The following is a 13734-nucleotide window of genomic DNA, read 5'->3' on the forward strand; positions in this document are numbered from 1 at the left end:
CGCGCCGGCCCGGCGCCCAGCCGGATTCACGGGGGAGTGTCGAATGGCAATGGGGTGGCTCGTCGTCTTACCGTTCGTCGCCGCGGCGCTCGTCGCGTTCGCGGGGCGTCACGCGCCCGCCTCCGGCACCTGGATCGCCTTCGCGGCCGCGCTCTTCGGTCTCGGGATGCTGGGCAGCGAACGCGTAGGCATGGCCACCCATGGCGTGCTGTACTGGCAAGCCGACTGGATCCCGCAAATCGGCCTTTCGTTCGCGCTGCGTCTGGACGGCCTCTCGTTCATGTTCGCGCTGCTCGTGCTCGCGATCGGCCTGCTCGTTTTCGTCTACGCGCGCTACTACCTCGCCGGCAGCGAGTCGCTGCCGCGCCTTTACGCGCTGCTGCTGCTTTTCATGGGCGCGATGCTCGGCGTCGTGCTATCGGACAACCTGCTGCTGCTCGTGATCTTCTGGGAACTCACGAGCATCGTGTCGTTCCTGCTGATCGGCTTCTGGCCTTCACGCCCCGAAGCGCGGCGCGGGGCGCGCATGGCGCTCACCATCACGGGCGCGGGCGGCCTCGCGCTACTGGCCGCCGTACTGCTGCTTGGCCACGTCTGCGGCAGCTATGACCTCGACGTCGTGCTCGCGCATGCGGGCTTCGTGCAGCGCGATCCGCTGTATCCCGCCATTCTCCTGCTCATTCTTTTCGCGGCCTGCACGAAGTCGGCGCAGTTCCCGTTTCACTTCTGGCTCCCGCATGCCATGTCGGCGCCCACGCCGGTTTCGGCGTACCTGCATTCGGCGACGATGGTAAAGGCTGGCATCTTCCTTATCGCGCGCTTTTACCCCGTGCTCGAAGGCACCGGCTGGTTCTTCTACGTGACGAGCCTGATCGGCCTCGTCACGCTCACGGGCGGCGCGGCCATGGCGCTCGTGCAACGCGATCTGAAGGGGCTGCTCGCGTATTCCACCATCAGCCATCTCGGACTCATCGTGCTGCTGTTCGGCCTCGACACGCAGCTCTCCACCGTCGCCGCGCTCTTTCACACCTTCAACCACGCGGTCTTCAAGGCCTCGCTCTTCATGGCCGCGGGCATCATCGACCATGAAACGGGCACGCGCGATCTCGGCCGTCTGCGCGGCCTGCGCCGCTTCATGCCGCATACCGCCGCGCTAGCCGCCGTGGCGTCGCTCGCCATGGCGGGCGTGCCGCTCCTCAACGGCTTCCTCTCGAAGGAAATGTTCTTTGGCGAAACGCTCGCGCAAGGACTGCTCGGCGACTTCAACTGGATCATTCCCGCGCTCGCCGTCATTGCGGCGGGGCTCTCGGTGGCGTACTCGCTGCGCTTCGTGTGGGGCGTGTTCTTCGACGGCGAAACGCCGCACGACCTGCCGCACTACCCGCCGCACGAGCCGCCGCGCTTCATGAAGCTGCCTGTCGAGATTCTCGTCGTGATCTGTCTGCTCGTGGGGCTCGTGCCGGAGCAGACCATTGGCAAGATGCTCGAATCGGCGGCATGGTTCGCACTGGGCGGCGTCGTGCCCACTTACAGCCTGAGCTTGTGGCACGGCATCAATCTGCCGCTGCTGATGAGCTGCGTGTCGTTCGTGGGCGGCGCCCTGCTGTTCTTCTATCGCCGCGACGCGTTCCGCCACCATCGTTCGGTGCTCTCCGAAATGAACGCGAGCGAAGGCTTCGACCGTTTCGTGCAGCAGCTCGAAAAGGCCGCGGGTTACGTGGTGAATCTCTTTGAAACGCGTTCGCTGCCGTCGTATCTCGCGTGGATGGTTGCGGCAATGCTGATCGTGCCCGGCGCGGCGCTGCTCGCCCTGCCGGCGCTCGACGGCGCGTACCGCTCGGCGCCACTCGACGCGATGACGCTCGTCGGCCTCGTGCTGATGGCGCTGATGGCGGTGGGTGTCGTGCTCGTACGCGCCAATACGCTCTATGCACTCGTGATGCTGAGCACGTGCGGCTTGCTCGTCACGCTCGCGTTCGTGCGTTTTTCCGCGCCGGACCTCGCGCTCACGCAAATCTCCGTGGAAGTGGTCACGGTGCTGCTGCTCGTGCTCGCCATCTACTTTCTGCCGGTCGTGCAGCGCGCGGAACAGCCTCCGTTCACGCGGGCGCGCAATGCGGTGCTCGCACTCGCGGGCGGTGCGCTAATCGCTGGCGTGGCATACGCGGTGATGACGCGCGCACCGATCGACGGCATCGGCCAGTACTTTCTCGCGAATGCGCTGCCGGGCAGCGGCGGCCACAACGTCGTGAACGTCATCCTCGTGGACTTCCGGGGCTTCGACACGATGGTCGAGATCAGCGTGCTCGTGGTCGCGGGGCTCGCCGTGAAGGCACTGCTGCGCGGCCTGCGCCTGAAGTCGCCCGACACGGGGCCGGGCGGCCTGCCGTGGTCGTCGCAATCGCATCCGTTGCTGCTGGCCATTCTTGCGCGCCTCATGTTGCCGCTCACCATCCTCGTCGCCGTATTCATCTTTTTGCGCGGACACAACTTGCCGGGCGGCGGCTTCATCGCCTCGCTCGTGATCTCCATTGCGCTTCTGCTGCAGTACGTAGCGAGCGGCGTGCTGTGGACCGAGTCGCGCATCCGCATCAACTATCGTGCGCTCGCGGGCCTCGGCATTCTCGTTGCGGCCGCAACGGGCGTGGGCGCGATCGTGTTCGGCCAGCCCTTCCTCACCAGCGCGTTCGGCCATTTGCATGTGCCGCTGATCGGAGAAGTCGAATTGAGCACAGCCATGCTGTTCGACCTCGGCGTGCTTGGCGCAGTGGTCGGCACGACGCTCACGATCGTCTCGCACCTGGGCGTACGCGACAAGGACATGCAATCCGTGGAGAAAAGCTGATGGAAGCCGCCTTCGCCATTACGCTCGGCGTACTCTGCGCGAGCGGCATCTACCTGCTGCTGTGCGCGCGCGTGCTGCCGGTGATCCTCGGCATCACGCTGTTCTCGTACGCGATCAACCTGTTCCTGCTCGGCATGGGGCGGCTCTCCGCCGGCAGGCCGCCCGTGATCGTACCGGGCGCCCAGTATGCGGACCCCGTGCCGCAGGCGCTCGTGCTCACCGCCATTGTGATCGGCTTCGCCATGACGGCCTTCACGGTCGTGCTCGCGCTGCGCGCGCTCGCGATAGACGGCACCGACCATGTCGACGGCGACAAGGCGCACCGCAAGGGCCTGGAGATGCGCAGCGAATGAACCACGCTCTCATTCTCCCTATCCTCATTCCGCTTTTTGCGGCCGGTGCGATCGTCGCGCTGCCGCCGCGCGCGAAACGCCTGCAGCGCGCGATCAACGTGATCGCTACACTCGCGCTGCTGCCAATCGCGGTGGCGCTCGCCGAATTCGCGGCGCAGGGGCAGATTGCGAGCTATGCGCTCGGTGCGTGGCCCGCGCCGTTCGGCATCGTGCTGCAGATCGACCGGCTCGGCGCGCTCATGCTCGTGCTGACCGCGCTGCTCGCGTGCTGCTGCCTGCTCGGCACCACGAGCGCCGACGCCCGGCGCGGGCGCTACTATCGCGCGCTCGTGCAGTTCGAGCTGATGGGCCTGAACGGCGCGTTTCTCGCCGGCGATCTCTTCAACCTGTTCGTGTTCTTCGAACTGCTGCTGATCGCCTCGTACGCGCTGCTGCTGCACGGCGGCGGGCGCCGCCGCGTGCGCAACGGCCTGCACTACATGCTGCTGAACCTCGTGGGCTCGTCGTTCTTCCTGATCGCGCTGGGCGTGCTCTATGGCCTCACGGGCACCCTCAACATGGCCGACATGGGCGAGCGGCTCGCGCATCTGGACGCCGCATCCCTGCCGCTCGCGCAGTTCGCGGGCGCAACGCTCATGCTCGTATTCGGCCTCAAGGCCGCCGTGTTCCCGATGTCGTTCTGGTTGCCACAGGCATATCGCAGCGCGATCGGTCCGGTGGCCGCGCTGTTCGCGATCATGACCAAGGTGGGCATCTATGCGATGCTTCGCTGCGACGCGCTCGTGTTCGGCGCGGCGGGCGGCGTGCTCGACGCGTTCCTGCATCAATGGGCGTGGTGGCTCGCCATTGCGACGATTATCTATGGCGCGCTCGGCGCGCTTGCGGTATCGAGCCTCAAGACCACGACAGGCTTTCTCGTGCTGGTCTCGGTCGGTCTGCTGATTGCCGCCGTCACGCTGCAAACCGTGCTCGCGTGGAGCGCGCTGCTTTACTACCTCATCAGCACGACGCTGTGTACGGGCGCCCTGTTCATGCTCGCCGATACGCTGGAGTCCGAAACAACCGAATCCCCGACCGCGCCCGCTGCAGCCGAAACGCGCGAGCCCGCCTCGCTCGAATCGCTCGACGACGCCACCGCGCCCGCCATCACGCCCGAAGCGGACGGCGAGCCGGTTGCAACGCCTTCCACGGCCGCGCCCCCTGAAAGGCGTCCCGCGCCCTGGCCTTCGAACCTCGCTGGCGTGCTCTATCTCGCGGCAGCCGTGGGCGCGGTTGGACTACCGCCGCTCTCGGGCTTTCTCGGCAAGGCCATGGTGCTCGCCGCCACGCCGCTTTCGCAGGCTGTCGTGCTCTGGCCCGCCGTGCTGATCGCCGGACTGCTATCGATCGTCGCTTTGAGCCGCACGGGCACGCGTTTGCTGTGGGCGATACCCGCCGCCCGCGCCTACGACGGCGCGCCCGCCGCCGCGCCGCGCGGCAGCCGCTCCAAGCTCGCCGCCTGCGCGCTGCTGCTCGCGGGCGTCGTGGCCGCTACGGTGTTTGCGGGACCGCTCAAGCAGTATCTCGACGCCACCGCGGCGCAGTTGCTCGATCGCGAAGCCTACGTTCACGCGATCCTGCCTGCGCAAGCGCCGCAAACATCACAGGGCGGAGGAAGCTGACATGCTCAAGAGGCTCTTTCCGCACCCCTGGCTCACGATCGTGCTGCTCGTGTGCTGGGTATTGCTGATGAACGACGCAACGCCCGGCAACCTGCTGCTCGGCTTCGGACTCGGCACTGTGATCGCTTTCGCCGTGGGCGAAGGGCTGTGGCTCGCGCCCGTGCGCTTCGGCAAACCGTGGCTGCTCGTGCGGCTCCTCGGACACGTGCTCTACGACATCCTCGTGGCGAATCTCGAAGTCGCGCTGCTCGTGCTCGGCCCGATGAAACGCCTGCGCCCCGCCTTCATCGAAGTGCCGCTCGACAGCACCCACGAAATCGCGCTGGCGTCGCTCATCAGCATCGTCTCGCTGAGCCCCGGCACGCTGTGCGCCGAACTCTCCGACGACCGCACGCGCCTCGTCGTCCACGTGCTCGATCTCGAAGACGAAGCCGCACTCGTCGCCCTGATCAAGTCCCGTTACGAAGCCCCGCTCATGGAGATCTTCGCATGCTAGCCATCGTCATTCCGGTGTCGTTCGCGATCCTCGGGCTCGCGTTCCTGCTCACGCTCGTGCGCCTCGTGCGCGGGCCTTCGCTGCCCGACCGCCTCGTCGCGCTCGACACGCTCAATATCAACGCGATCGCGCTGATCGTCGTCTACGGCATCATGCTGCGCTCGACGGTCTTCTTCGAAATCGCGCTGCTCATCGCGGTAATGGGGTTCGTGGCGACCGTTGCGTTCACGAAGTACCTGCAGCGCGGCGACATCATCGAATTGAACTAGGGCGACTTCGTCATGCAAACGGTTATCGAAGCCATTGTCTGTGTGCTGCTCCTGCTCGGCAGCGCGTTCACGCTGATCGGCGCAATCGGTCTCGCGCGCCTGCCTGACTTCTACATGCGCCTGCACGGGCCGACCAAATCGACCACGCTCGGCGTGGGCGGCGTCGTGCTCGCTTCCGTGGTCTACTTCAGCGTGCACAACAATTTCGCGAGCCTGCATGAAGTGCTGATACCTGCGTTCCTGTTTCTTACCGCGCCTATTAGCGCGCATATGCTCACGAAGGCAGGCATTCAGCAACGCGTAGCCGTTTCGTCCGCCACCCGCGGGCGGCCGGACGCCACCGTCAACCGAACGCAAGACGCGAGCCCGGACAACAACGCCGCACAGGATTCCTGAATACAGGCGTGGACTTTTACGCCGGTAAAAGCCGCCATCGAACGTCGCACACGGCGCGTGGGGCATGCTCGATGCAATATGCGCCTCTCACGCGTCCGCACCGCGCCCCGTCTTGCGTGCCTCGCCCAGCACATAATCGATGAAGGTGGACGCCGCCCGCGTGTGATGCCGGTTCGGCATGTAGAGCATGTACATGTGCGTGCCGAAAATGCTCAAGCGCCAGGCATCGAGCGACGTGACAGCAGCGCCCTGGCGAATGTCGTCGTGCATCACATAGTCGGGCACGATGCCCACGCCGAGTCCCGCCAGAATCGACTGCCGCAAAAATAGAAAGTTTTCCGAAATGATCGAAGGCTCGAGTAACACCTCGTGCCGGTCCTCGTTCAAATAGCCTGCCAGCCGCAATTGCCGCCCCACCACGGTTGCCGTGATGACGGGTGCGCGCGCCAGGTCTTCCAGCGTTTGCGGCATGCCGTGCCTTTCGGCCCACTCCGTGCACGCGCACGCGATGTACTTCACCGGCCCCATGTCGCGCGCCACGAGGTTCTGCGGCGGCTCGTGCATCACGCGCACGGCGATATCCACTTCGTCGCGCAGCAGGTCTTCCACGCGATTTTCGAACATCACGTCGAGCACGATGCCGGGGTACATGCGCTTGAACTGAATGAGCCAGTCCGACATGACGAGCTGCCCGTAGCCGCTCGGCACCGAAAGCCGCACGCGCCCCTGCAGGCTCTGCCCGAGGGTGGAGACCGACTCGCGCGCAGCGAGCAGCGCGTTCTGGATCGAGCGGCCATGCTCGTAAAGCTTCAGGCCGATTTCGGTCGGCTCGACACGGCGCGTGGTCCGGCGCACGAGCTGCAGGCCGATCGACTTCTCGAGGTGATTGAGGTGGTAGCTGACGTTCGCGCGGCTCATCTTGAGCCGGCGCGCCGCCTCGCTCAGATTGCCCGCGTCGAGAATCTCGACGAGCAGGGTCAGCGCGTTGACGTCCATGGCAACTTCCACTGTCAAAGATATTTTGACAGTCTGTCAACGAGCGATGGGATTGTCAATTGCCCCTGACGCGCTGAGAATCGACGCGAACATGAAACATTGCCGCCCGGGCCACCAGCACGGCCCGCCAGTCCGGCCCTCATTATGGAGACAGCACCCCCATGGCATCCGATCCCGTGAACGCCTCCCCCGTTACTCACGAACTGCGCGGCAAGGTGCTGCTCGTCACCGTGGACAATCCGCCCGTGAACGCGCTGGGCGTGGACGTGCGCCGCGGCCTCGCCGCCGCCATCGAGCACGCCGAAGCGAACGACGCCGTGCAGGCCGTGCTGATCGTCGGCGCGGGGCGCAATTTCATCGCCGGCGCGGACATTCGCGAGTTCGGCAAGCCGCCGCAGCCGCCCGCGCTGCCCGACGTGTGCAACCGCATCGAGGCCTGCCACAAGCCGGTGATCGCCGCCATTCACGGCGCGGCGCTCGGCGGCGGCCTCGAAGTGGCGCTCGCGGCGCACTACCGCCTGGCCGTTGGCGGCGCGAAACTCGGCCTGCCCGAAGTGCAACTGGGCCTGCTGCCCGGCGCAGGCGGCACGCAGCGCACGCCGCGCCTGATCGGCGCCGAAGCCGCGCTTTCGCTCATGTTGACCGGCCGTCACGCTAGCGCGCAGGAAGCGCACAAGCTCGGCCTCGTCGATCGCGTAGGTGCGAGCGACGACATTCTCGCCGAAGGCCTCGCCTACGCGCAGGAACTGCTCGCTGGCCATGCGCACGTGCGCCGCACGCGCGACGCCCAGGCGCTCGCGGACCGCACGCAAGCGCAAGCCGCAATCGATGCCGCGCGCGCCGACACCGCGAAGAAGTCGCGGGGTCTCTTCTCGCCGCTGAAGATCGTCGATTGCGTGCAGGCTGCGCTCGATCTTTCGTTCGACGAAGGCCTGCGCTTCGAGCGCAAGCAGTTCCTCGAATGCCTCGAAAGCCCGCAGCGCGCGGGCCTCGTGCACGCCTTCTTCGCCGAGCGCGAAGTGCAGAAAGCCCCTGAAACGAAGAGCGCGAAACCGCGCGCGATCGAAACCGTCGGCGTGATCGGCGGCGGCACGATGGGCGCGGGCATTGCCGTGGCCGTGCTCGACGCGGGCCTGCCCGTGACGATGATCGAACGCGACGACGCCTCGCTCGCTCGCGGCCGCGCACATGTGGAAAAGGTCTACGACGGCCTCATCGCCAAGGGCCGCATGAAGCCCGAAGCGAAAGAACAGATCCTCGCGCGCTTCAGCGGCAGCACCTCGTACGATGCGCTCGCGAACACCGATCTCGTGATCGAAGCCGTGTTCGAGGACATGGCCGTGAAGCAGGCCGTGTTCGCCGAACTCGACCGCGTGTGCAAGCCCGGCGCCGTGCTCGCGACCAACACGTCGTATCTCGACATCGACGCCATTGCGGCCAGCATCAAGCGCCCGCAGGACGTGGTGGGCCTGCACTTCTTCTCGCCCGCCAACATCATGAAGCTGCTCGAAATCGTGGTGCCGAAGCAGGTCAGCGCCGACGTGGTCGCCACCGCATTCGAGCTGGCGAAGAAGCTGCGCAAGGTGCCGGTGCGCGCCGGCGTGTGCGACGGCTTCATCGGAAATCGCATTCTCGCGGTATTCCGCACGGCTGCGGACCATCTGATGGAAGACGGCGCCTCGCCGTATCAGATCGACAAGGCCGTGCGCGACTTCGGCTTTCCGATGGGCCCGTACCAGGTCGTCGATCTTGCGGGCGGCGACATTGGCTGGGCCACGCGCAAGCGCCGCGCCGCCACGCGCGACCCGAAGGCGCGCTACGTGCAGATCGCCGACCGCATTTGCGAACGCGGCTGGTTCGGCCAGAAGACGGGCCGCGGCTTCTACCTCTACCCCGAAGGCGCACGCACGGGCACGCCCGACCCCGAAGTCGAATCCATCATCCGCACTGAGCGCGAGCGCGCCGGCATCGAGCCGCGCAGCTTCACCGACGAAGAGATCATGCGCCGCTACATGGCCGCGATGGTGAACGAAGGCGCGAACGTCGTGTTCGAGAAGATCGCGCTGCGCCCGCTCGACGTGGACGTCACGCTGCTCTACGGCTACGGCTTCCCGCGCTATCGCGGCGGCCCGATGAAGTACGCCGATACCGTGGGCCTCGCCAACGTGCTCGCCGATATCCGCACGTACGCAAAGGAAGATCCGCTGTTCTGGCGTCCTTCGCCACTGCTCGTCGAACTCGTGGAGCGCGGTGAGAATTTCGCGAGCCTCAATCAATCGGCTTGAAAGTGCAATAAGGGTGCAATAAGGAGCTTTTCACACATGGACCTCAAATTCACCGCCGAAGAAGAGGCGTTTCGCGGCGAAGTGCTCGCGTTCCTGAAGGAGCGCCTGCCGCAGCGCGTCGCGAACAAGGTGAGCAACGGCCGCCACCTCACCCGCGACGACATGGCGCAATGGCACGCCATCCTGCACGAAAAAGGCTGGCTCGCGAATCACTGGCCGAAGGAATACGGCGGCCCCGGATGGAGCGCCGTGCAGAAGTTCATCTTCGAGAACGAATGTGCGATTGCCGGTGCGCCGCGCATCGTGCCGTTCGGCGTGAACATGCTCGGTCCCGTGCTCATCAAGTACGCGAGCGAGGCGCAAAAGCGCTACTGGCTGCCGCGCATTCTCGACGGCTCCGACTGGTGGTGCCAGGGCTACTCGGAACCGGGCGCGGGCTCGGACCTCGCCTCGCTGCGCACCACAGCGGTTCGCCACGGCGACCACTACGTGGTGAACGGGCAGAAGACGTGGACCACGCTCGGCCACTACGCGAACATGATCTTCTGCCTCGTGCGCACCGCAACCGACGTGCGCAAGCAGGAAGGCATCAGTTTCCTGCTGATCGACATGAACACGCCGGGCATCGAAGTCCGCCCCATCGTCACGCTCGACGGTGAACATGAGGTGAACGAAGTGTTCTTCACCGACGTGCGCGTGCCCGTGGAAAATCTCGTCGGCGAAGAAAACAAGGGCTGGACCTACGCGAAGTATCTGCTCACGTACGAACGCACGAACATCGCGGGCGTGGGCTTTTCGGTGGCGGCGCTCGCGCGTCTGAAGCGCGCCGCGCAGAAAGTCACGCGCAACGGCAGGCCGCTTGCCGACGATCCGCAGTTCGCCGCACGTCTTGCGAAAGTCGAGATCGATCTGGAAAACATGAAGACGACGAACCTGCGCGTGATCGCAGCCGTTGCGGGCGGCGGCGTGCCCGGTGCGGAAAGCTCGATGCTCAAGATTCGCGGCACCGAGATCCGCCAGGAGATTTCGTCGCTGCTGCGCCGCGCGATGGGGCCGTATGCGGCGCCGTTCGTCGAGGAAGCGCTCGAGGAAGGCTATGCGGGCGAGGCAATCGGCCCGGACGAAGCCGCCAGCGCTGCAGCGCAATACTTCAACAACCGCAAGCTGTCGATTTTCGGCGGCTCCAACGAAATTCAGAAGAACATCATCTCCAAGATGATTCTCGGTCTTTGAGAGGCACGCCATGGACTTCCAGCACACCGAAGACCGCCGCATGCTTGCGGATACGCTCAACCGCTTCACTACGGAGCAATACGGCTTCACTACGCGCGATACAATCGCGCGCTCCACGGAAGGCTTTAGCGCAGACATGTGGCAGCGCTTCGCCGAACTCGGCGTGATCGGCGCGCTGTTCGACGAGGCCGATGGCGGCTTTGGCGGCGCGGGCTTCGATATCGCGGTGGTCTTCGAAGCGCTCGGGCGCGCGCTCGTGGTCGAGCCGTTCCTCGATACGCTGATCGTCGGCCGTGCGCTCGCGCATGCGGGCAGCGAGGCGCAGCGCGCTCGCATTGCGTCGTTTATCGACGGTACGCAAATCGCCGCGCTCGCGCACGACGAGCCGGGTTCGCATTACGAGGACGCGCGTGTGACGACGCGTGCCGAGAAAAGCGGCGATGGCTGGGTGCTGCAAGGCGCGAAGGGCGTCGTGCAGCATGCGGAACACGCAAACATGCTGCTCGTTTCGGCCCGCACCTCGGGCAGCGAATTCGACGAAGCGGGCATCTCCCTCTTTCTCGTGCCGCGCGATGCAGCGGGCGTGAGCGTGCGCAGCTACGCGAAGATCGACGGCGGCCGCGCAGCGGAAGTGACGCTCGACAACGTGAAGGTGAACGCCGACGCGCTCGTCGGCGCGCAAGGCAGCGGCTTCGCGACGCTCGAACACGCACGCGGCTACGGCATCGTGGCACTCGCGTCGGAAGCGGTGGGCGCGATGGAGATCGCACGCGACTTCACGCTTGAATACCTGCGCACCCGCAAGCAGTTCGGCATGCCCCTCGGCAGCTTCCAGGCGTTGCAGCATCGCATGGCGGACGTGCTGCTCGAAATCGAGCAGGCGCGCTCTGCGGTCATCAACGCGGCGGCTGCAATCGACGCACCGCGCACGCAGCGCGAGCGCGCGCTTTCGGCGGCGAAGTACACGATCGGGCGCATTGGCGCGCGCGTGGCCGAAGAAGCAATCCAGCTGCATGGCGGCATTGGCATGACGTGGGAATTGCCGCTCGCGCACTATGCAAAGCGGCTCGTGATGATCGATCATCAGCTCGGCGACGAGGATCATCATCTCGCGCGCTACATCGCATTGGGGCACGAGGCGGCGTAAGCCATGAAGGGGCGAGCGCGAAGCGCCGCCCCAACAACGAATCAGGAGTGCCTGTTGATGGAGACGGACAAAAGCAGCTTGCCGCTATCGGGCGTGCGCGTACTCGATCTTTCGCGTGTGCTGGCCGGGCCGTGGAGCGCGATGGTGCTCGGCGACCTCGGCGCGGAAGTCATCAAGATCGAGCATCCCGACCGCGGCGACGACACGCGCGACTGGGGCGTGCGAGTCGGCAAGACCGAGACGGCGTATTTCAACAGCGTGAATCGCAACAAGCGTTCGATCACGCTCGATCTGCAAACGCCCGAAGGCCAGCAGATCGTGCGCGATCTGGCGAAAACCAGCGACATCGTCGTGCAGAACTTCAAGTTCGGCGGCATGGAAAAGCTCGGGCTTGGCTATGAGCAGTTGAGCGCTGAGAACCCGCGTCTCATCTATTGCTCGATTTCGGGCTACGACCGCACGGGACCGGAAGCAAAACGCCCGGGCTACGACCTCGTCGTGCAGGGCGAAACGGGCCTCATGGCGATGAACGGCGAGGCCCACCAGCCGCCGCTCAAATTCGGCGTGGCGGCCGTGGATCTTTTCACGGGCATGTATTCGGCGCAGGCGATGCTCGCCGCGCTGTACGAGCGCGAGCGCACGGGACGCGGACGCCATATCGAAATGGCGCTGTTCGACTGCGGCCTCATGATTACCGCTTACTACGGCCTCGAAGCGCTGCTGATCGGCGAAGACCCGCCGCGCTACGGCAACGCACATCCGTCGATCGTGCCGTATGGCGTGTTCGATGCGGCCGATGGTCCGCTCGTCATCACCGTGGGCAACAACGCGCAGTTCGAGCGCTTCTGCCGCGAAGTGATCGAGCGCGCCGATCTCGCCGACGACGCGCGCTACAAGACCAACATCCTGCGCGGTCAGAACCGCGACACGCTCGTGCCGGAACTCACGCGCGAGCTGGGCAGCCGTGGGCGCAAGCTCCTGCTCGAACGCCTCGCGCGTGCGGGCATTCCGTGCGGCGAAGTGGCCGGCTTGCGCGAGGCGCTGCTTTCGGCGCGCGCGACGCAGGGCGGGCTCGTCACGCAGCAGCCGCATCCGCATACCGAAAGCGGCACGACGCCCGTGCTCGCGCCGCCGTGGCGCTTCGACGGCGAACGCCTGCCCGTGCGGCACGCGCCGCCGCAACTGGGCGAAGGCACACAGGAGGTCCTGCAGTCGCTGCTCGGTTATTCGGCGCAGCAGGTGGCCGGGTTGAAGGATAAAGGCGTTATCTAGTTCCATGTGGATGGAGGCATGAAGTGAAGATACTTGTACCTGTTAAGCGCGTAGTCGATTACAACGTGAAGGTTCGTGTGAAGTCGGACGGCACGGGCGTCGATATCGCCAACGTGAAGATGTCGATGAACCCGTTCGATGAAATCGCCGTGGAAGAAGCGGTGCGTCTGAAGGAAGCGGGCGTGGCGACGGAAGTCATCGCCGTTTCGGCGGGCGTGACGCAAGCGCAGGAAACGCTGCGCACGGCACTGGCCATCGGCGCGGACCGTGCGATCCTCATCGAGTCGAACGAAGACCTGCAGCCGCTGGCTGTCGCCAAGCTCCTGAAGGCGCTGGTCGACAAGGAACAGCCGCAACTGGTCATCCTCGGCAAGCAGGCCATCGACGACGATTCGAACCAGACCGGCCAGATGCTCGCCGCTCTCGCGAACCTGCCGCAAGCGACGTTTGCATCGAAGGTCGTCGTGGCCGACGGCAAGGCGACCGTGTCGCGCGAAGTGGATGGCGGCGCGGAAACGCTGTCGCTCACGCTGCCCGCCGTGGTCACGACGGATCTGCGCCTGAACGAGCCGCGCTACGTCACGCTGCCGAACATCATGAAGGCGAAGAAGAAGCCGCTCGAAACGGTCAAGCCGGAAGACCTGGGCGTTGACGTTACGCCGCGTCTGAAGACGCTGAAGGTTGCCGAGCCGCCCAAGCGTAGCGCAGGCGTGAAGGTGCCGGACGTGAAGACGCTGGTCGAGAAGCTGAAGACCGAAGCCAAGGTGCTGTAAGGAGCGAG

The 13734-nt window shown here is 65.5% G+C and carries 12 protein-coding genes; 11 read left to right on the forward strand and 1 reads right to left on the reverse strand.

The window, feature by feature from the left end:
• Positions 1 to 43: 43 nt before the first annotated feature.
• The 6 genes from U5A65_RS07230 to U5A65_RS07255 are packed head-to-tail and all read left to right on the forward strand — an operon-like array spanning position 44 to position 6020.
• On the forward strand, positions 44 to 2845 hold the full coding sequence (locus tag U5A65_RS07230) for a monovalent cation/H+ antiporter subunit A (protein WP_321945923.1): 2802 nt from the start codon (positions 44 to 46) through the stop codon (positions 2843 to 2845).
• Positions 2845 to 3198 carry a Na+/H+ antiporter subunit C gene (locus tag U5A65_RS07235; protein WP_321916074.1) on the forward strand — a complete coding sequence of 118 codons (354 nt, stop codon included), beginning with the start codon at positions 2845 to 2847 and terminating at the stop codon, positions 3196 to 3198. The genes U5A65_RS07230 and U5A65_RS07235 overlap by 1 nt, the downstream gene beginning before the upstream one ends.
• Positions 3195 to 4859: a monovalent cation/H+ antiporter subunit D gene (locus U5A65_RS07240; RefSeq protein ID WP_321945924.1), complete on the forward strand. Its 1665-nt coding sequence runs from the start codon at positions 3195 to 3197 to the stop codon at positions 4857 to 4859. Before U5A65_RS07235 ends, U5A65_RS07240 begins: the two co-directional genes overlap by 4 nt.
• Position 4860: 1 nt before the next feature.
• Complete coding sequence (locus tag U5A65_RS07245; RefSeq protein WP_321945925.1) at positions 4861 to 5355, forward strand: Na+/H+ antiporter subunit E; 495 nt, start codon at positions 4861 to 4863, stop codon at positions 5353 to 5355.
• Entirely contained in the window at positions 5349 to 5624 is a 276-nt protein-coding gene (locus tag U5A65_RS07250) for a K+/H+ antiporter subunit F (protein WP_069261755.1), read from the forward strand. The genes U5A65_RS07245 and U5A65_RS07250 overlap by 7 nt, the downstream gene beginning before the upstream one ends.
• 12 nt (positions 5625 to 5636) lie before the next feature.
• Positions 5637 to 6020, forward strand: coding sequence for a Na+/H+ antiporter subunit G (locus U5A65_RS07255; RefSeq protein ID WP_321945926.1), 384 nt, complete (start codon positions 5637 to 5639; stop codon positions 6018 to 6020).
• An 87-nt stretch (positions 6021 to 6107) separates the two neighbouring features.
• On the opposite strand, the gene U5A65_RS07260 is transcribed toward U5A65_RS07255, so the two are convergent.
• A complete protein-coding gene (locus U5A65_RS07260) occupies positions 6108 to 7016 on the reverse strand; it encodes a LysR family transcriptional regulator (RefSeq protein ID WP_321916078.1) in 909 nt (302 codons plus the stop codon).
• A gap of 161 nt (positions 7017 to 7177) precedes the next feature.
• On the opposite strand from U5A65_RS07260, the gene U5A65_RS07265 reads away from it, so the two are divergent.
• Genes U5A65_RS07265 through U5A65_RS07285 form a run of 5 tightly spaced genes read left to right on the forward strand, consistent with a single transcriptional unit; the run spans position 7178 to position 13726 of the window.
• Positions 7178 to 9301, forward strand: coding sequence for a 3-hydroxyacyl-CoA dehydrogenase NAD-binding domain-containing protein (locus U5A65_RS07265; RefSeq protein WP_321945927.1), 2124 nt, complete (start codon positions 7178 to 7180; stop codon positions 9299 to 9301).
• Positions 9302 to 9337: 36 nt separating this feature from the next.
• The gene (locus tag U5A65_RS07270) at positions 9338 to 10534 is read left to right on the forward strand and encodes an acyl-CoA dehydrogenase family protein (RefSeq protein WP_321945928.1); all 1197 of its coding nucleotides are present in this window, start codon (positions 9338 to 9340) and stop codon (positions 10532 to 10534) included.
• Between the two features lie 10 nt (positions 10535 to 10544).
• The gene (locus U5A65_RS07275; protein ID WP_321916081.1) at positions 10545 to 11681 is read left to right on the forward strand and encodes an acyl-CoA dehydrogenase family protein; all 1137 of its coding nucleotides are present in this window, start codon (positions 10545 to 10547) and stop codon (positions 11679 to 11681) included.
• A 57-nt stretch (positions 11682 to 11738) separates the two neighbouring features.
• On the forward strand, positions 11739 to 12953 hold the full coding sequence (locus tag U5A65_RS07280) for a CaiB/BaiF CoA-transferase family protein (protein ID WP_321916082.1): 1215 nt from the start codon (positions 11739 to 11741) through the stop codon (positions 12951 to 12953).
• 23 nt (positions 12954 to 12976) lie between these two features.
• The gene (locus tag U5A65_RS07285; RefSeq protein ID WP_321916083.1) at positions 12977 to 13726 is read left to right on the forward strand and encodes an electron transfer flavoprotein subunit beta/FixA family protein; all 750 of its coding nucleotides are present in this window, start codon (positions 12977 to 12979) and stop codon (positions 13724 to 13726) included.
• Positions 13727 to 13734: the final 8 nt, after the last annotated feature.

The organism is Paraburkholderia sp. J10-1 (assembly GCF_905220165.1).
GTDB lineage: Bacteria > Pseudomonadota > Gammaproteobacteria > Burkholderiales > Burkholderiaceae > Paraburkholderia.